An 18,733-nucleotide genomic window follows, 5' to 3' on the forward strand; every position below is an offset into this window, starting at 1 on the left:
CGTCGGCTCAGTCTACGCCGAGGCCGCCCAGGAGTTCACCTGTGAGTTCTGCGATCCTCCCGGTCAGGGCCTCGGGCGACGGCCCGGCGGAGCTCACGCCGCGTGACGCGTTCACCAGGAGGCGGTGACCGCGGGCGTGCGGGCCGAACAGCTCGAGCAGGTCCGCGGTCCCTGCCCCCTGCGCGCCGTACCCGGGGGTGAGGATGGGTCCCGGGAAGGAGCCGAGGTCGATGCCGAGGTCTGCCGCGGCAGAGCCGATCGTCGCGCCGACGACGGCTCCGATGCGCCCCGGGCGTGTCGCCGATGCCTCCGCCGCGTGCCGCAGGATCGCGCCGCCCACGGACTCTCCGTCCGCGCCGCGGGCGTGCTGGACGTCCGGACCGGACGGGTTCGACGTCAGCGCCAGGACGAACGCGATCGCGTCCTCGGCCTCGAGCAGGTCGAGCACCGGGGTGAGCGAGCCGAAGCCCAGGTAGGGCGAGACGGTCACAGCGTCCGCCCGCAGCGGCGAGGCCTGCCGCACCCACGCGGCGGCGTACCCGGACATCGTCGAGCCGATGTCTCCGCGCTTCGCATCCGCGATGGAGAACAGTCCGGCGCTCCTCGCCGCGGCCAGGATCTCTTCGAGGACTGCGATGCCCGCAGAGCCGAACCGCTCGAAGAGGGCGACCTGCGGCTTCACGATCCGAGCCGGGGAGTCGGCGACCGCGGTGAGGATCCGGTCGGCGAACACGCGGGCACCCGCGGCCGTGTCCTCGAGGCCCCACGCCGCGAGCTCGCCCGCGTGGGGGTCGATCCCCACGCAGAGCGGGCTCGCGGCGAGAGCGGCGCGCAGCCGCTCAGGAGCCGATGTCACGCCCAGTCCTGCAGGGAGCGGACGTCCATCGTCTCCGACTGGAGCGATTCGATCGCGGACACCGCCGCGGACAGCTCGTCGGCCGTCGTGAGGAGCGGGGTGTTCGACACGGTGGCCGCAGCGCGGATCTCGTAGCCGTCCGCACGCTCCTGCCGCCCGCCCGGCACGTTGACCACGAGGTCGAACTCGCGCTCCACGATCCGATCGAGCGCCGACTTCTCGTCGCCCGCGGTCTCGAAGTGCTTGCGGACGGTCTCCGCCGCGATGCCGTACCGTGCCAGGACCGCAGCGGTGCCCGACGTCGCGACGATCGTGAAGCCCATGTCCGTGAGCAGCTTCACCGGCAGGATCAGCGCGCGCTTGTCCCGATCCGCGACTGACACGAACACCGTGCCCGACGTGGGCAGCGCGGTGGATGCGCCGAGCATCGCCTTGGCGAACGCGCGCGGGAAGTCCCGGTCGACTCCCATGACCTCTCCCGTCGAGCGCATCTCCGGACCGAGGATCGAATCGATCGACCGTCCGTCGACCGTGCGGAACCGGCGGAACGGGAGGACCGCCTCCTTGACGGCGATGGGGTGGTCCAGGGGCAGGCGCGAGCCATCGCCCTCGGACGGCAGCAGGCCTCCGCGCATGTCGGCGATCGTCCGGCCGACCGCGACGAGCGCTGCGGCCTTCGCGAGCTGCGTGCCGGTCCCCTTCGAGATGAAGGGCACTGTCCGCGACGCGCGCGGGTTCGCCTCGATCACGTAGAGCACGTCCGCCGCGAGTGCGAACTGGATGTTCAGCAGGCCGCGCACACCGGTGCCCTCGGCGATTCCGGCCGTCGCCGTGCGGACGCGCTCGAGCACCGCCTCGCCCAGGGTCAGCGGAGGCAGGACGCACGCGGAGTCGCCGGAGTGGATCCCAGCCTCCTCGATGTGCTCCATGATGCCGCCGATGAAGACCTCATGGCCGTCGTACAGCGCGTCGACGTCGATCTCGATGGCGTCCTCGAGGAAGCGGTCGACGAGCACCGGCCTGTCGGTCGACACCTCCGTCGCGGTCTCCATGTAGCCGAGGAGCTGCTCCGCGTCGTAGACGATCTGCATGCCCCGGCCGCCGAGCACGTAGGAGGGGCGCACCAGCACGGGGTATCCGATGCGGTCCGCGATCTCCACCGCCTCGGCGTACGTCGTGGCCGTGCCGTGCTGCGGTGCCTGCAGGCCCGCAGCGGCGAGCACCTGTCCGAACTCTCCGCGGTCCTCGGCCAGATCGATGGCCTCGGGCTGCGTGCCGAGCACCGGCACGCCCGCGGCCTTGAGATCGGCGGCCAGTCCCAGCGGCGTCTGTCCGCCCAGGGTGCACACCACTCCTGCAACGGGGCCCGCGGCGGATTCCGCGGCGTAGACCTCCATGACGTCCTCGAACGTGAGGGGCTCGAAGTACAGGCGGTCGGCCGTGTCGTAGTCCGTCGAGACGGTCTCCGGGTTGCAGTTGACCATGACCGTCTCATAGCCGGCCTCGCCCAGGGCCATCGTCGCGTGGACGCACGAGTAGTCGAACTCGATCCCCTGGCCGATCCGGTTGGGTCCGGAGCCCAGGATGATGACCGCCTCGCGCTCGCGGGGCAGCACCTCGGACTCCTCCTCGTACGTCGAGTAGTGGTACGGGGTGCGGGCCTCGAACTCACCGGCGCACGTATCGACCGTCTTGTAGACCGGGCGCACGGCCAGGGCGTGGCGCACGCCGCGGACGACCGTCTCGTCCAGGGAGCGCAGCACGGCGATCTGGTGATCGGAGAATCCGGTCTCCTTGGCCAGCACCAGGAGCTCCTGGGTGAGCGCGTCCGCGCCGGCGACCTCGTCGGCGACCTCCTGGAGCTGGAGGATCTGGTCGAGGTACCACGGGTCGATCCAGCTGGCCGCGAACACGTCGTCGATGGACATCCCCGAGGCCAGGGCGAGGCGCACGGAGTGGATGCGGTCCGCCGTGGGGTGGGCGAGCTTCGCCGTGAGGTCGTCGCGCACCTGCGCATCGGACAGGTCGACGCGGGACGAGAAGTCGAACTCCGCATCGGACTGCTCGAGCGACCGCATGGCCTTGAGCAGCGCCTGTCCGAAGGTGCGGCCCAGTGCCATGACCTCGCCGACGCTCTTCATGGTCGTCGTCAGGGTGGGATCCGCTGCGGGGAACTTCTCGAACGCGAAGCGCGGGATCTTCACGACTACGTAGTCGAGTGCCGGTTCGAACGAGGCCGGAGTCACTTCGGTGATGTCGTTGGGGATCTCGTCCAGCGTGTACCCCACGGCGAGCTTCGCGGCGATCTTCGCGATCGGGAAGCCGGTCGCCTTGGAGGCCAGGGCGGACGACCGGGAGACGCGCGGATTCATCTCGATGACGATGATCCGACCTGTGGCGGGGTCGACCGCGTACTGGATGTTGCAGCCGCCGGTCTCGACTCCGACCTCGCGGATGACGGCGATGCCGATGTCCCGCATCCGCTGGTACTCGCGGTCCGTGAGGGTCAGCGACGGGGCCACGGTGATCGAGTCGCCGGTGTGCACCCCGACCGGGTCGACGTTCTCGATCGAGCAGATGACCACCACATTGTCGTTGCGGTCGCGCATGAGCTCGAGCTCGTACTCCTTCCAGCCGAGGATGCTCTCCTCGAGCAGCACCTCGTTGGTGATGGAGTCGTGCAGTCCGTCGCCCGCGATCCGCCGGAGGTCCTCCTCGTCGTGGGCGAGGCCCGATCCCAGTCCGCCCATCGTGAAGGACGGGCGGACCACGAGCGGATAGCCGAGGACCTCCGCACCCGCGATGACCTCGTCCATGGACGTGCAGATCAGCGAGCGCGCGGACTCGCCGCCGACGGATTCGACGACGTCCTTGAACTTCTGGCGGTCCTCACCGCGCTGGATCGCCTCGACGTCGGCGCCGATGAGCTCGACGCCGTACTTCTCGAGGACACCCGAGTCGTGGAGTGCGATCGCGGCGTTGAGCGCGGTCTGCCCGCCCAGGGTCGGCAGGAGGGCGTCGGGCCTCTCCTTCACGATGATCGACTCGATGACGTCGGGATCGATCGGCTCGACGTAGGTGGCGTCGGCGATCTCCGGATCGGTCATGATCGTCGCGGGGTTGGAATTCACGAGGATGACGCGGAGTCCCTCGTCGCGGAGGACGCGGCAGGCCTGCGTCCCGGAGTAGTCGAACTCGCAGGCCTGACCGATGACGATGGGTCCTGAGCCGATGACGAGTACTGATGTGAGGTCGTCTCTGATGGGCACTTCTCGGGTCTCCTTGTGCGTCTCAGGCGCGGGTAGCGGTCCGGCGGCCGGTCATCATGTCCGCGAAGCGGTCGAACAGACCCTGCGAATCATGGGGACCGGCGGCGGATTCGGGGTGGAACTGGACGGAGAACGCCGGGATGTCGAGGCATTGCAGGCCCTCGACGACACGGTCGTTGAGTGCGATGTGACTGACCTGGACGCGGCCGAAGGACTCCTGCGGCGCGGTGACCGGATCGCCGATGGGAGCGTCGACCGCGAACCCGTGGTTCTGGCACGTGATCTCGACCTTCCCCGTGGCGACGTCCAGCACCGGCTGGTTCGCACCCCGGTGGCCGAAGGCGAGCTTGAACGTCCCGAAGCCCAGTGCTCGGCCCAGCAGCTGATTGCCGAAGCAGATGCCGAAGAACGGGATCCCCGCGCCGAGCACTTGGCGGATGACGTCGACCTCGTGATCGGAGGCTGCGGGGTCGCCGGGTCCGTTGGAGAAGAACACGCCGTCGGGATCCATCGCCTCGACGTCCTCGAACGGGGTGGAGGCGGGCACGACCCGCACCTCGATGCCCCGTGCTGCGAGCAGCTCGGGCGTCGCCGACTTGATGCCGAGGTCGTAGGCGACGACGGTCAGCCGCTTCTCCCCCACTGCCGGCACGGTGTACGCCTGGGCGGTCGTGACCCGGTCGACGAGGCGCGATCCGGCCATGGGCGGCGTGTCACGCACCGCGACCAGCTGCGCCGCTGCGTCCAGCTGGAGCTCGTCACCGGAGAAGATACCTGCGCGCATCGCTCCCCGATCGCGCAGGTGGCGTGTGAGGGCACGGGTGTCGACACCGCTGATGCCGACGATGCCGCGGCGGCGCAGCCGGTCCTCCAGGCTCTCCGTCGCGCGCCAGTTCGACACGCGTCGGGAGGCCTCGCGGACGACGTATCCGCTCACCCAGTAGCCGTTCGACTCGTCGTCCTCGTCGTTGACTCCGGTGTTCCCGATGTGGGGAGAGGTCTGGACGACGATCTGTCCGTAGTAGGACGGGTCGGTGAGCGTCTCCTGGTAGCCGGTCATGCCGGTGGCGAAGACCGCTTCGCCGACGGTTCGGCCCGACGCGCCGTATGCGCGGCCCCGGAAGGTGCGGCCGTCCTCGAGGACGAGGACCGCGGGTGGACGTGAGAGCAGGGACATGTCAGTCCTCCTCGATCTGGCGGCGGATGGAAGTGATGAGTGGCGTGCGGGTGGCGGCGGCCCGGGTGCGGAAGCCGGATTCGAGGGCTATGCCGCCCAGCGTCCAGCCGATGACCACGAGGCCGTCCGGCTCGACGAACTTGCCGATCATCCCCTGCGAGCTGCGGACGCCGGTGACGTCGGCCCAGGGGATCAGGAAGTCGCCGGTCCCGGCACGGTCGATGACGATGCCCGCATCGGTCACGACGACGTCTGCGGCGGTGCGCAGGCCCAGACCGTGGACCGCGATGCGATCGTACGGGTCCCCGGCCGCGGTGGTCGCGACGTACATGCCGTCGACCGGTCCGTGGATGACGGGGGTCCCCTCGAGCGGACGCGCGGGCACGGGCACGCCCGCCTGCGAGGCGGTCCTCTGCTTCCAGCCCCGTCGCATGAGGAGGAAGACGACGATGACGACGAGCAGGAGTGCGGCCGCTGGGATCAGTCGTTCCATGGCCCTGCTTCCGCGAACTCGAGAGGTGTGCCGAGGGCCCCGGACGCGTAGACGCGCCGGCCGAAGAGGAAGGTGTCCACGATGCGCGTGCCCAGGGTCCGCCCCCGGAACGGGTTGTTCCGCCCCATCGTCGCGTGCGCGTCCGGATCCACGGTGTGCGCCGCGTCGGGGTCGACGAGGACCAGGTTGGCTCCGGTGCCGATCTCCAGCGAGCCGTGGTGCGCGAGACCTGCGATCTGCGCCGGGCGGGCACTCATGACGCGGGCGAGGTCGGCTGCGGAGAAGTCATGGTCCGCCATCGCGTGGGCGACGACGGGCAGCGCGGTCTCCATCCCCACCATCCCCATGGCCGCGGCGGTCCATTCCACGCACTTGTGCTCTGCCGGGTGCGGTGCGTGGTCGGTGCCGACCACGTCGATCGTGCCGTCCGCCAGTGCGGCGCGCAGTGCGCGGACGTCCTCATCCGTGCGCAGCGGAGGATTCACCTTGAAGACGGGGTCGTAGCTGCGCACCTCCTCATCCGTGAGGAGCAGGTGGTGCGGCGTCACCTCCGCCGTGACCCGGATGCCGCGGGCCTTCGCCCAGCGGATGAGTTCGACGCTGCCGGCGGTCGAGACGTGGCAGACGTGCAGGCGCGAGCCCACGTGCTCCGCGAGCAGGACGTCGCGGGCGATGATGGATTCCTCCGCCACCGCAGGCCAGCCAGGAAGTCCGAGCTGCGCGCTGACGGCCCCCTCGTTCATCTGCGCGCCCTCCGTGAGCCGCGGCTCCTGCGCGTGCTGCGCGATGATCCCGTCGAACGCCTTCACGTACTCCAGGGCCCGGCGCATGACGACGGGATCCCAGACGCAGTGCCCGTCATCGGAGAACATCCGCACACGGGCCTCGGAGTCCGCCATGGCACCGAGCTCGGCGAGCGTCGAGCCTGCGAGTCCGACGGTGACCGCGCCGACGGGGACGACCTGGGTGAAGCCCGCGGCGCGGCCCAGCCGGTGGACCTGCTCGACGACCCCGGCCGTGTCTGCGACGGGCGAGGTGTTGGCCATGGCATGCACGGCGGTGTAGCCGCCCGCCGCCGCGGCGCGGGAACCGGTGAGGATGGTCTCCGCGTCCTCCCGCCCGGGCTCCCGCAGGTGCGTGTGCATGTCGACGAGGCCGGGCAGCGCGAGCAGCCCGTCGGCGTCGACCACCGTGGAGGGGGACGCCGCATCGGCGGGGTCGGCGAAGACGCCGTCGACGATCGCGATGTCGGCGCGGGTGCCGTCCGGCATCCGCGCTGCACGGATGAGTGTGGAGTTCACGACTGTCCTTCCCGACCGCCCGTGGCGGCCGACTGTCCTGTGAGGAGGCGGTAGAGCACGCTCATGCGCACGCTCACGCCGTTCGCGACCTGGTCCAGCACGACCGCCCGTGGGGAGTCGGCGGCCGCCGCGCCGATCTCGAACCCGCGGTTCATGGGGCCCGGATGCATGATCGCGCAGTGCGACGGGAGCGCGCGGGCGCGGAGGTCCGTGAGTCCCCAGCGGCGCGCGTACTCCCGTGCGGTGGGGAAGAACGCCTGCTGCATGCGCTCCTGCTGCACGCGCAGCATCATGAGCGCGTCGAAGGAGTGCTCTGCGATGGCCTCGTCGAGGTCGTAGGCGATGTCGCAGTCCCAGCTGTCCGCCCCGATGGGCAGCAGGGTCGGAGGCGCGATGAGCACGACCCGCGCGCCCAGGGTCGTGAGCAGGTGCACGTTGGAGCGTGCGACGCGCGAGTGGAGGATGTCTCCGACGATGCCCACGACCGCACCGTCCAGTCCCAGTCCCCGGGCGCCGTCCGCCGGGCCCGATGCCGGCAGTCCGGCGAGCACCCTGCGGAGCGTGAACGCGTCCAGGAGCGCCTGCGTGGGGTGCTCGTGCGTCCCGTCCCCCGCGTTCACGACGGGTGCGTCGATCCATCCTGAGGTGGCGAGCCTGTGCGGGGCGCCGGAGCCGCTGTGGCGGATGACGACGCCGTCCGCGCCCATCGCGGAGAGCGTCTGAGCCGTGTCCTGCAGGCTTTCGCCCTTGGACACGGACGAGCCCTTCGCGGAGAAGGTGATGACGTCGGCCGACAGCCGCTTCGCAGCGGCCTCGAAGGAGATCCGGGTCCGGGTCGAATCCTCGAAGAAGAGGTTGACCACCGTGAGGCCGCGCAGCACCGGCAGCTTCTTCACCTCCTGGGTGGAGACGAGGCTCATCTCCTCAGCGGTGTCGAGCAGGTCGATCGCCTCGGTGCGCGAGAGGTCGGCGGTGGAGAGCAGGTGCTTCATCGTGACTCCCCCTGTGCGGATCCGTCCGCTGCGCCGTCCGGATCCGGGCCGGTGATCGTCACGGCGTCCGCACCGTCGATCTCCTGCACGAGCACGCCGACCCGTTCGTCGAGTGCACTGGGGATGTTCTTCCCGACATGATCCGCGCGGATCGGCAGCCGCCGGTGACCGCGGTCCACGAGCACGGCGAGCCGCACCGCCTCCGGGCGTCCGATCGCGGAGACCGCGTCGAGCGCAGCGCGGACGGAGCGGCCGGAGAACAGGACGTCGTCGACGAGGACGACCGTCCGTCCGTCGATCGTGCCGCCGGGGATGCGTGTGGGCTCTGCGGACCGGAGGCGGCCCGATCGCAGATCATCGCGGTGCATCGTGATGTCGAGTGCCCCGGCGAGAGCGGACGCGTCCGCGCTCGGCTCGATACGGGCGATCGCCTCTGCGAGGCGTGCGGCCAGCGGCACGCCCCGTGTCGGGATGCCCAGGAGCACGAGGCCCTCCGGCCCCTTGTTGGCTTCGAGCACTTCGTGCGCGATGCGTGTGAGCGCGCGATGGATCTCAGGTCCATCGAGCACGGTTCGCTGCTTCATGTGTGTTCCTTCCCCGTCTCTCCGGACGGCGTTAAAGGATTCGCTGTGGACGCCCTACGAGTCTAGCCCGGCGATGCGGGACAGGACGCCGGACACGTAGCCGGCCGATTCCTCGGTGGAGAAGTCCCGCGCGAGCGCCTGGGCCTCACTGATCGCGACGGGTGTGTCGATGTCCGCATTGTGCAGGATCTCCCACGACGCGAGCCTGAGGATCGCACGGTCGACCGCGGGCATCCGCTCGAGCGTCCAGCCGCGCGCGAAGGTGCGGATCAGCTCGTCGATCTCGTCGCGGTGCGAGCCCACGCCCTCGACGATCTCCACGGCGTACGCCTTCATGGGGTAATCGGGATCGCTGGAGCGCAGCGGCACGAGATCACCGATCTCGATGCTGCGCGCCTCCGATTCGAAGAGCAGTTCGAGCGCCCGACGGCGGGCGCGGGTGCGCGCGCTCACTCCTTGACGCGGCCCAGGTAGTCGCCGTTGCGGGTGTCGACGCGGACCTTCACGCCCTCGTCGAGGAACAGCGGGACCTGGATCTCCAGCCCGGTCTCCACGGTGGCGGGCTTGGTGCCGCCGGACGAGCGGTCGCCCTGCAGACCCGGCTCCGTGTGCGTGATGGTCATCTCGACGGCCGCGGGGAGCTCGACGTACAGCGGGGTGCCGTCGTGGAAGGCGACCTGGAGCTCCTGGTTCTCGAGGATGTAGTTCGACGCATCGCCCACGAGCTGCGGCGAGAGCATGACCTGCTCGTAGTCGGACGAATCCATGAAGACGTAGTCGGTGCCGTCGTGGTACAGGTACTGCATGTCGCGGCGGTCGACGTTCGCGGTCTCGACCTTCGTGCCCGCGTTGAACGTCTTGTCGATGGTCTTGCCGCTCATCACGTTCTTGATCTTCGTGCGCACGAACGCCGGGCCCTTGCCGGGCTTCACATGGAGGAACTCCTGGACCTGCCAGAGCTGTCCGTCGAGGTTGAGAACCATGCCGTTCTTCAGGTCGTTGGTCGTAGCCACAGATCGTGTCCTTTGCGTTGAGAGCGTGGGCCGCGCGCGTGCGCGGATCGAGTGTAGCAAGGCGGGTGGGGCCCACCGTGCGGGGAACCGGTCAGAGCGACACGGGACCCAGTGTGGTGGTCGGCGACTGCTCGCCGATCTCCTGGTACGCGGAGAAGAGGATCGCGTCGTCGGGGACCTCCGTCACGACCGGTGCGCCCACGTCGTCGAGCAGGACGAAGCGGAGGATCGTCCCGCGGGCCTTCTTGTCCCGGCGCATCGTCTCGAGCAGCTGGGGCCAGCGGTCGCCCCGGTACCCGACAGGCAGGCCGAGCTTCGAGAGCACGCTGCGATGACGGTCCACGACCGCGGAGTCGAGGCTGCGCAGCATCGCGGACAGCTCTGCGGCGAACACCATCCCCGCCCCCACGGCGGCGCCGTGGCGCCACTGGTAGCGCTCATTGCGCTCGATCGCGTGGGCGAGGGTGTGGCCGTAGTTGAGGATCTCCCGGCGTCCGGACTCCTTGAAGTCCTCGGACACGACGGCCGCCTTCACCCGCACGGCCCGCTCGATCACCTCGCGCAGGACCGGGGAGTCGTGCCGTGCGAGCTCCTCGCGCGGGTGGGATTCGATGAGGTCGAGGATCGCCGGGTCCGCGATGAAGCCGCACTTCACCGCCTCCGCGAGTCCCGTGAACAGTTCGTTCTCGGGAAGCGTCTGCAGGGTGTCTGTGTCGATGAGGACCGCTGAGGGCGAGTGGAAGGCCCCGACGAGGTTCTTCCCCTCCGAGGTGTTGATCGCCGTCTTGCCGCCCACCGCCGCGTCGATCATGCCGAGCACGGTCGTCGGGATGTTGATGTACTGGATGCCGCGCAGCCAGGTGGCCGCGACGAAGCCGCCGACGTCGGTCACCGCCCCGCCGCCCACGTTCACGATCGCATCCGTGCGCGTGAAGTCGGACTGTCCGAGGATCTGCCAGCAGAAGCCCGCCACCTGCAGGTGCTTCGCCTCCTCCGCATCGGGGATCTCCGCGCTGACCGCTTCGAACCCGGCCTCGGAGAGCTCGTCGCGGACGACCTCTCCCGTGGTGCGCAGCGCGCGGGGATGGATGACGAGCACGCGGTGCGTGCGGCCGCCCAGCAGTGCGGGGAGCTCTCCCAGGAGTCCGCTGCCGAACACGATGGAGGTGGACGTCTCCCCCGTGATGTCCAGGGTGGTGCGTTCGGTCATGCGTCTGTCCTCCTGTGGGCCCCGTCGGGGCCGGGTTCGGTTCCCTCGTGCGGAGGGGTGTCCTGGTAGCGGGCGTACTCCTCCGCCCGCTGCAATCCTGTGAGTACATCGACGATCCGGTTGACGACCGTCGACGGAGGTCCGTGCGAGGCGGCCACCTGTGCGGTCGCGATCTCGTCGTAGAGCGATCGGCGCTCGTCGACGATCGCCCGCCACCGGGCCACTGGATCCTCGTCGCCCGCCAGCAGCGGACGGCTCGAACCGCCCAGTCGCAGTGCCGCGGTCTCGTCGTCGATCTCGATCCCGATGACCTTGAGCGCGGGGTGCCGCAGCTGCGCGCGGGTGCCGCTGTTGAGGATCGCCCCGCCTCCCAGCGAGACCACCGCGGGCTCACCGAGCAGCCGGCGCAGCGTCCGTCGGACGACCTCGCGCTCGATCTCCCGGAACCGCGGCTCACCCCGAGCCGCGAAGATCTCCGGGATCGCGCCGTGGGCGGCGACGATCTGGGCGTCGGTGTCGTACAGCGGCAGTCCGAGCCGGGCTCCCAGCAGCCGGCCGATGGTCGACTTCCCCGCCGCGGGGGGACCGATCAGGACGATCCGGGCGCCGGAGGCCGGAGCAGGGTCGAGCGGTGGGGCCGGGCGGGGAAGCGGAGCCTCCTCCGGCACCATCACTGACCGCACCTCATTCCGCGCTCAGCGGCAGCGCATCACGGTAGGTGCGGATGTTCCGATCCACCTCCGCGACGGAATCGCCGCCGAACTTCTCCAGCACCGCCTGCGCCAGCACCAGGGCGACCATCGCCTCGGCGACCACGCCCGCAGCCGGGACGGCGCACACATCGGAGCGCTGATGGTGCGCGCTCGAGGCTTCGCCGGTGGCGACGTCGACGGTCTGCAGCGCGCGCGGGACGGTGGCGATGGGCTTCATCCCCGCGCGCACGCGCAGCGGTCCGCCCGTCGACATGCCGCCCTCGACACCGCCGGACCGGTCGCTCAGACGGCGGACGCCGCCGGGGGCCGGCACCATCTCGTCGTGGGCCGCGGACCCGCGACGGCGCGTGGTCTCGAAACCGTCGCCCAGCTCCACCCCCTTGATCGCCTGGATCCCCATGAGGGCCCCTGCGAGCCGGGAGTCCAGACGACGATCGCCGTGGACGAAGGAGCCCAGGCCGGGCGGCAGCCCGTCGGCGACGACCTCGACGACCCCGCCGAGCGTGTCGCCGGCGCGCCGCGCATCGTCGACCTCGGCCACCATCCGTGCGGACAGTTCGGGGTCGAAGCAGCGCATCGGGTCCGCGTCGAGCGCCTCCACGTCATCGGCCGAGGGGGTCGGAGCGTCGCGCTCCCCCTCCACCGGGCCGATCGCGACGGTGTGGGACACCAGACGGATGCCGAGCTCGGCCAGCAGCGCCTGGGCGACGGTGCCGAGCGCGACCCGCGTCGCCGTCTCACGGGCGGAGGCGCGCTCCAGGACCGGTCGGGACTCGTCGAATGCGTACTTCTGCATGCCGACGAAGTCCGCGTGGCCCGGGCGGGGGCGCGTGAGCTTCGCCGCACGCGCCATCCCCTCGAGCTCTGTGGGGTCCACGGGGTCCGCACTCATGACCCGTTCCCACTTGGGCCATTCGGTGTTCCCGATCTCGATCGCGACGGGACCGCCCATCGTGCGACCGTGGCGCACGCCGCCGAGGAACCGGATCTCGTCCGCCTCGAACTTCATGCGGGCACCTCTGCCGTAGCCCAGGCGCCTGCGCGCGAGTGCCGCGGACACCTGGTCCCGGGTGATCGGTATGTGGGCGGGGAGGCCCTCGATGATTCCGACGAGCTCCTCACCATGGGACTCGCCTGCAGTAAGCCAACGCAACATTCTCCGGAGTCTACCGAAGTGCGGCGTACACCAATGGCCCGGTCCACATGCCGAGGAGCAGGTGTGGGCCGTAGGCGATCCGCGTCGCCATCCCCTGCCGCAGCACAGCCACCCTGACGAGGGCCTCGCACAGCGCGCACACCTGCGCGACGACGAACGCCGCAAGCACAGCACCCGTCCCCACCAGGGCCGTGAGCGACCCCAGCACCACGGCGAGCTTCACGTCGCCCAGACCGATCGCGAGTCCGCGACCGCGACCGCCGATGACGGACACGAGCAGCACGAGGAGACCGCTGAGCACTCCGAGGACGACGGCGGTGAGGGGACGATGCCCGCCGTCCACCACCGGCCCCGATGCCCCTGCAGCCCATGAGCCGATCAGACACGCCGCCGTGAGCGCGATGAGCGGGAGCACGATCCGGTCCGGGAGCCTCCGGATGCGCAGATCGATCCACAGGAGGAACGGTGTCGCACCCGCCGCGGCGCCCACGGCGACGCCCAGGCAGAGAGCGGGGAGCAGCTGAGAGCCGGCCGGGGCCTCGGCGACGGGAGTGAGGAGACCCACGGCGACCGGGGCGATGATCGCCAGGGCCGTCCCCGCAGCGACGAGGACGATGTCGAACCAGCGGTGCCCGCCCCCGGGGCGCAGCAGACGGATCCCCGCCTCGTCCGCGACGAACCACGGCAGCCTGGCGACGAGGAGGCAGGCCACCGTCGCCGCTGCGACCGCGGCGGCCGCGATCGTCGCGAGACCGGCCATCAGCGGCTCCGGAGCACTGCGTCCATCGCATCGCGGATCGTCGGGCGCGCCTGCTCGGCGAGGGACTCGTCCAGACCTGCGAGGCGGGCGAACCGCACGTGCTGCTCGACCGCCTGGTGCAGCAGCATCCGACCGCCGTCCACGACGATCGCCCCGCGGTCCGCGAGCGCGCGGTGGACGGGGGCCGCCGACGCGGCGTAGGCGACGTCGAAGAAGAGGCCCTCCAGGCTGGAACGATAGGGCAGCCGATCGGCATCGAGCGCTCCCGCCGGCAGGGTCGACAGCGTCAGGCCCCGCTCCCCCGGCACCCAGTCGGGCAGATCGCAGACGCTCGCCGTGAGCCCGAGCGATTCTGCGACCCCGCGCGCGTCACCGGCCCGCGTGCGGTCGCGGACGAAGAGGCGCACGTGGGCGATCCCGAGGCGAGCGGCGGCCACGAGCGCGGAACCTGCAGTGGCCCCCGCGCCCAGGACATCCGCCGCATCGGACCACGGCGCTGCCGCCGCGCCGCGTTCTGCGAGCGCCTCCGTGATCGCTTCGACGATGCCGGCCACGTCGGTGTTGAGCACATCGACAGGACCCTCCGGAGGGCGCAGGAGCGTGTTGCCGCCACCCGTCGCCAGCGCGTCGGCGTCCACCTGCCAGCCGCGTGCGCCCGCCAGCTCGAGGAGACGTCGCTTCAGGGGCATCGTGAGGGAGAGCCCCGCGAGAGCGGGATGGGAGTCGAGGAGGGCCTCCAGCCCCGCCTCCTGGACCTCGATGCGGCCGTACCGGAAGTCGGTCAGGCCGATCGCGGCTGCGGCGGCGGTGTGCAGCTGGGGCGAGAGCGAGTGGGCGATCGGCGATCCGAGGACCGCGAACTCACCCATCGGACGCCCCTCCATCGCTGCGGCTCCGCAGCCATTCCCGGTATTCCTCGACGTTCTCGAGGTGCTCGTCATAGGTCTCCGCGAACCGGGTCTCCCCCGTGTCCGGATCGACCGCGACGAAGAACTGCCAGTCCCCGTCGGCCGGATCCATCGCGGCGTCGACCGCTTCACGACCGGGAGAGTTGATCGGTCCGGGCGGCAGACCGGGGTGCATGTACGTGTTGTACGGGTTGTCGTCCTCGCGCTCCTCCGCCGTCGTCGTGAGATCGTCCCGCGCGCCGTGGATGTAGGCGATGGTCGCATCCGATTGCAGGAGGCCGTTCGTCTCCGAATCGTCGCCCGTGCGATTGAGGAAGACGCGCGCCACCTGGCGGCGCACCTCCGGGTCTGCGGGCGACTCGATCTCCACGAGGCTCGCAAGGGTGAGCAGCTCGTGCGCCTCGTCCAGGGCGATGCCCGCATCGTCCAGTTCGTGCGCGGTCCGATCTACCATCTCCTGGACCACCTCCTCAGCCGTCGCCCCCGGTCGGACGTCGTAGGTCGCGGGGAACAGGTAGCCCTCCAGGCTCGGAGCGTCGACGTCGAGGCCGTAGTCGGCCGGCGTCTTCTCCTCGATCGCGGCCGTCACGTCGTCGTCCGCCATCCCGGATTCGACCATCCGGGCCTGGATGTCCACGAGTGCGAGGCCCTCCGGGATCACGACCTGGGGTGCCGATTCGGGGTTCACCATCGCTTCGACCGCGGCGGCCGAGCTCATCTGCGAGCGCAGCGAATAGGTCCGCGCCTGGAAGGTCGCCTCCTGCTCCTCCGCCTCTCGGATGAAGGGGCGCGAGGACTTGATGACGTCCTCCTCGACGAGCTGGTTGGCGATCTGTGTCGTCGAGGTGCCCGGCAGCACCTCGACGACGACGGGTTCGCCGCCGGAGCCCTCGTAGTCGTCGGAGCGGCCGAGCACCTCCTGCACCGCACCGGTGGTGACGCTCACGGCGACGATCCCGCCGATGCCGAGCACCAGCAGCGCCGCGACGACGATGGTCGTCGTCCGCCGTCGCCTGAGCATCCGTCTCCGCCTGCGTGCCTTGAGCTCCGACCGCGTGAGCTGATCGTCGATGTCCAAGTCGTCCACGTCGTGCATGTGGGCGTACTCCTACTCGTCCAGGGGCGTGCCCGCAGGGCTGCCGCCGCTCTTCTCGGTATCGAGCGCGGCCTGCAGGATCAGGACGGCCGCGACTGCGTCGACGATCTCACGACGCTGTCTGGAATTCCTCCCCGCAGACTGCAGCACACCGTGCGCCTGCACAGTGGTGAACCTCTCATCGACCAGTCGGATCGGGACGTCGACGGCCGCGGCGACCGCACGGAGGAAATCCTCCGCCGCCCCGACCGCGGCGCGGTCGCTCCCGTCGAGGGAGCGGGGACGGCCGGCGACGATCTCCAGTGCGGACTGCTCGGCGACGAGCGCGGCGATCCGCGACACGGCAGTCGCATCGTCGTCGCGCCGGACGACCTCGAGCGGTGTCGCGAGGATCCCGTCGGGATCGCACGAGGCGACTCCCACGCGCACGCTGCCGACGTCCAGGGCGATCCTGCGGCCTCTCCGGAAGCCGGTCATGCGTCCGTGATCGCCGCGGCGACGGCATCGAGCGCCTGCGGGATGCGGGTCGGGTCCTGGCCGCCGCCCTGGGCGAGGTCCGGCTTCCCGCCGCCACCGCCGCCCAGTTCGCCGCACGCGCGCTTGACGAGGTCGCCGGCGCGCAGTCCGCGCGCCTGGGCTCCCGCAGACGCCGCGATGACGACGCTGGGCTTGCCGCCCACCGTGCCCGCCGCCGCGACGACCACCGCGTCCGCCTCGATCCGGTTCCGCACGTCGGTGACGAAGCTGCGCACGTCGCCGGCGTCCGCGACGTCGCCCAGGTCCGTCGCGGAGTAACGGACACCGGCCACGTCACGCGCGGACGCGACCGCCTCCGCAGAGGCTGCGAGCACGCGATCGCGACCCATCTCCGCGATTCTGCGCTCGGCGTCCTTGAGACGCTCGAGCAGGGACTCGACACGGCCGGGGACATCCGTTCCCGGCACCTTCAGCATCTCCGACAGCGATCGGAGGATGGTCCGCTCGCGGGCGAGCCCGCGGAACGCGTCGAGACCGACCGAGGCCTCCACGCGCCGGGTGCCGGAGCCCACCGATGCCTCCGACAGCAGCGAGATCGGTCCGACCTGGCTGGTGCGGCCGATGTGGGTGCCGCCGCACAGTTCCCGGGAGAACGGTCCGCCGATGTCGACGACGCGCACCACGGAGGGGTACTTCTCCCCGAACAGCGCGAGCGCGCCGGAGCGCTTCGCATCCTCGAGGGGAAGGTACTCGTAGCTGACCGCGAGGTCATCGCGGACGGCCACGTTCGCCGCGTCCTCGATCTCCTCGCGCATGGCGGGGGTGAGCGCGTCGGGGTAGGCGTAGTCGAACCGCATGTAGCCGGGCTGGTTGAGCGAGCCCGCCTGGACCGCGTGCGGTCCGAGCACGGTGCGCAGCGCGGAGTGGACGAGGTGCGTCGCGGAGTGGGCCTGGGCCGCGGCGAAGCGGTGGTCCGGATCCACCTCCGCGAACACGTCGGCTCCGCGGGTGAGCTCACCCTCGAGGACCTCGATCCGGTGTGCGGAGAGACCCTTGAGGGGGGCCTGGACGTCCAGGACGCGCGCGGTGAAGCCGTCGCCGTGGACGATCCCGCGGTCAGCGCGCTGTCCGCCCGCCTCCGCGTAGAAGGGAGTGACGTCGAGCACCAGGTCGAGGGTGTCGCCTGCGGCGGCGCGGTCGACGGCGCCCCCCTCGGACACGAGACCGCGGATCCGCGCGTCGGACGTGAGAGCGTCGTAGCCGACGAATTCGGATGCGCCCTCGTCCAGCAGCTGCGAGTACGCGCTCAGATCGGCACCGCCGCCCTTCTTCGACTTCGCGTCCGCGCGGGCGCGCTCTCGCTGCTCCTGCATGAGGGTGCGGAAGCCTGCTTCGTCGACGGACACGCCGTGCTCGGCCGCCATCTCGAGAGTCAGGTCGATCGGGAAGCCGTGCGTGTCGTGGAGGGCGAAGGCGATGTCCCCGGAGATGTCGCCGCCTGTGCCCACCCGGTCGACCGCCCCGGCGAGCAGCTGGGTGCCGGACTCCAGGGTCCGCAGGAACGCGGTCTCCTCCGCGTACGCGACGCGCGAGATCCGCTCGAAGTCCGTCTCGAGCTCCGGGTAGGAGTCCTTCATGACCTCCATCGAGAGCGGGAGCAGGTGGGGCAGCACGGGCTCCGTCACGCCGAGCAGACGCATCGCGCGCACAGCGCGGCGCAGGAGCCTGCGGAGGATGTAGCCGCGGCCCTCATTGGCCGGCCGGACGCCATCGCCGATGATGACGAGCGCCGAGCGCACGTGGTCGGCGACGACGCGCATGCGGACGTCGTCGGCCTCGAGCGCACCGTACTCCCGCCCTGAGAGGCGGCTCGCAGCACTGATGACGGGGAACACCTCGTCGATCTCGTACATGTTCTCGACGCCCTGCTTGAGGAACGCGACGCGCTCCAGACCCATGCCGGTGTCGATGTTCTTGGCGGGCAGATCGCCCCTGATGTCGAAGTCGGTCTTCGACCGCACGGCGGACAGCTCGAACTCCATGAACACGAGGTTCCAGATCTCGATGTACCGGTCCTCGTCGGCCTCCGGTCCCCCCTCGGATCCGTAGTCGGGGCCGCGGTCGTAGTAGATCTCGGAGCAGTAGCCGCCTGGGCCGGGCTGGCCGGTGTGCCAGAAGTTGTCCTCGCTGCCGCGGAACTGGATGCGCTCGCGCGGGACCGATGTCTCCTCCAGCCACAGGTCGACCGTCTCCGCATCGTCGCGGTGGACGGTGGCCCAGAGGCGATCGGGATCGAACCCGAGTCCTCCGGCCGACTCCGGGTGCGTCAGCAGCTGCCACGCGAAGCGGATCGCCTCGGCCTTGAAGTAGTCGCCGAAGGAGAAGTTGCCGTTCATCTGGAAGAACGTGCCGTGGCGGGTCGTCTTGCCGACCTCTTCGATGTCCTGGGTGCGCACGCACTTCTGGACGCTCGTCGCCCGGGGGAAGGGAGCGGGCTCACGGCCCGTGAGGTACGGGATGAACTGGACCATACCCGCGATGTTGAACAGGATCGACGGATCGCTGCTGATGACCGATGCGGACGGGACCACGGTGTGGCCGTTCTCCTCGAAGAACGTCAGCCAGCGCTTCCTGATCTCTGCAGTCCTCATCCGGGTGGCATCCTTTCGTACGAGCGCTCGCCGCTGGTCGACGAACCGCCTCACAGCATAGTGGAGGGGGAGAACGA

Annotated in this window: 17 protein-coding genes; all 17 read right to left on the reverse strand. The window is 70.4% G+C overall.

Annotated features, from left to right (window positions below; translation table 11 throughout):
* Positions 1-7: 7 nt before the first annotated feature.
* The 17 genes from pyrF to alaS all read right to left on the reverse strand — a co-directional run bounded on the left by pyrF (position 8) and on the right by alaS (position 18,656).
* The gene (pyrF, locus tag BSP109_RS02155; RefSeq protein ID WP_101599229.1) at positions 8-856 is read right to left on the reverse strand and encodes an orotidine-5'-phosphate decarboxylase; all 849 of its coding nucleotides are present in this window, start codon (positions 854-856) and stop codon (positions 8-10) included.
* Entirely contained in the window at positions 853-4,125 is a 3,273-nt protein-coding gene (gene carB, locus BSP109_RS02160; RefSeq protein WP_087007271.1) for a carbamoyl-phosphate synthase large subunit, read from the reverse strand. The genes pyrF and carB overlap by 4 nt, the downstream gene beginning before the upstream one ends.
* Positions 4,126-4,147: 22 nt before the next feature.
* A complete protein-coding gene (gene carA / locus BSP109_RS02165; protein ID WP_101599230.1) occupies positions 4,148-5,302 on the reverse strand; it encodes a glutamine-hydrolyzing carbamoyl-phosphate synthase small subunit in 1,155 nt (384 codons plus the stop codon).
* A 1-nt stretch (position 5,303) separates the two neighbouring features.
* Positions 5,304-5,795: a hypothetical protein gene (locus tag BSP109_RS02170; RefSeq protein WP_101599231.1), complete on the reverse strand. Its 492-nt coding sequence runs from the start codon at positions 5,793-5,795 to the stop codon at positions 5,304-5,306.
* Positions 5,783-7,066, reverse strand: coding sequence for a dihydroorotase (locus tag BSP109_RS02175; RefSeq protein WP_374700121.1), 1,284 nt, complete (start codon positions 7,064-7,066; stop codon positions 5,783-5,785). The genes BSP109_RS02170 and BSP109_RS02175 overlap by 13 nt, the downstream gene beginning before the upstream one ends.
* A 26-nt stretch (positions 7,067-7,092) precedes the next feature.
* Complete coding sequence (locus tag BSP109_RS02180; protein ID WP_101599233.1) at positions 7,093-8,088, reverse strand: aspartate carbamoyltransferase catalytic subunit; 996 nt, start codon at positions 8,086-8,088, stop codon at positions 7,093-7,095.
* Positions 8,085-8,672 (reverse strand): bifunctional pyr operon transcriptional regulator/uracil phosphoribosyltransferase PyrR, encoded by a 588-nt coding sequence (gene pyrR / locus BSP109_RS02185; RefSeq protein WP_087007261.1) that lies wholly within the window; start codon positions 8,670-8,672, stop codon positions 8,085-8,087. Before pyrR ends, BSP109_RS02180 begins: the two co-directional genes overlap by 4 nt.
* 54 nt (positions 8,673-8,726) lie before the next feature.
* Entirely contained in the window at positions 8,727-9,125 is a 399-nt protein-coding gene (nusB, locus tag BSP109_RS02190) for a transcription antitermination factor NusB (protein ID WP_087007258.1), read from the reverse strand.
* Positions 9,122-9,685 carry an elongation factor P gene (efp, locus tag BSP109_RS02195; protein ID WP_087007256.1) on the reverse strand — a complete coding sequence of 188 codons (564 nt, stop codon included), beginning with the start codon at positions 9,683-9,685 and terminating at the stop codon, positions 9,122-9,124. The genes nusB and efp overlap by 4 nt, the downstream gene beginning before the upstream one ends.
* A 91-nt stretch (positions 9,686-9,776) precedes the next feature.
* Entirely contained in the window at positions 9,777-10,895 is a 1,119-nt protein-coding gene (gene aroB / locus BSP109_RS02200; protein WP_087007254.1) for a 3-dehydroquinate synthase, read from the reverse strand.
* Complete coding sequence (locus tag BSP109_RS02205; RefSeq protein ID WP_101599234.1) at positions 10,892-11,566, reverse strand: shikimate kinase; 675 nt, start codon at positions 11,564-11,566, stop codon at positions 10,892-10,894. The genes aroB and BSP109_RS02205 overlap by 4 nt, the downstream gene beginning before the upstream one ends.
* A 13-nt stretch (positions 11,567-11,579) precedes the next feature.
* Positions 11,580-12,764 carry a chorismate synthase gene (aroC, locus tag BSP109_RS02210; RefSeq protein WP_087007249.1) on the reverse strand — a complete coding sequence of 395 codons (1,185 nt, stop codon included), beginning with the start codon at positions 12,762-12,764 and terminating at the stop codon, positions 11,580-11,582.
* A 10-nt stretch (positions 12,765-12,774) separates the two neighbouring features.
* The gene (locus BSP109_RS02215) at positions 12,775-13,524 is read right to left on the reverse strand and encodes a prepilin peptidase (RefSeq protein WP_101599235.1); all 750 of its coding nucleotides are present in this window, start codon (positions 13,522-13,524) and stop codon (positions 12,775-12,777) included.
* Positions 13,524-14,393 (reverse strand): shikimate dehydrogenase, encoded by an 870-nt coding sequence (locus BSP109_RS02220; RefSeq protein ID WP_101599259.1) that lies wholly within the window; start codon positions 14,391-14,393, stop codon positions 13,524-13,526. The genes BSP109_RS02215 and BSP109_RS02220 overlap by 1 nt, the downstream gene beginning before the upstream one ends.
* Positions 14,386-15,528: an endolytic transglycosylase MltG gene (gene mltG, locus BSP109_RS02225; protein WP_101599236.1), complete on the reverse strand. Its 1,143-nt coding sequence runs from the start codon at positions 15,526-15,528 to the stop codon at positions 14,386-14,388. Before mltG ends, BSP109_RS02220 begins: the two co-directional genes overlap by 8 nt.
* 12 nt (positions 15,529-15,540) lie before the next feature.
* Positions 15,541-16,005 (reverse strand): Holliday junction resolvase RuvX, encoded by a 465-nt coding sequence (gene ruvX, locus BSP109_RS02230; protein WP_087007241.1) that lies wholly within the window; start codon positions 16,003-16,005, stop codon positions 15,541-15,543.
* Entirely contained in the window at positions 16,002-18,656 is a 2,655-nt protein-coding gene (gene alaS / locus BSP109_RS02235; RefSeq protein WP_087007239.1) for an alanine--tRNA ligase, read from the reverse strand. The genes ruvX and alaS overlap by 4 nt, the downstream gene beginning before the upstream one ends.
* Positions 18,657-18,733: the final 77 nt, after the last annotated feature.

Source organism: Brevibacterium sp. Mu109 (assembly GCF_900169375.1).
GTDB classification, from domain to species: Bacteria; Actinomycetota; Actinomycetes; order Actinomycetales; family Brevibacteriaceae; genus Brevibacterium; species Brevibacterium yomogidense_A.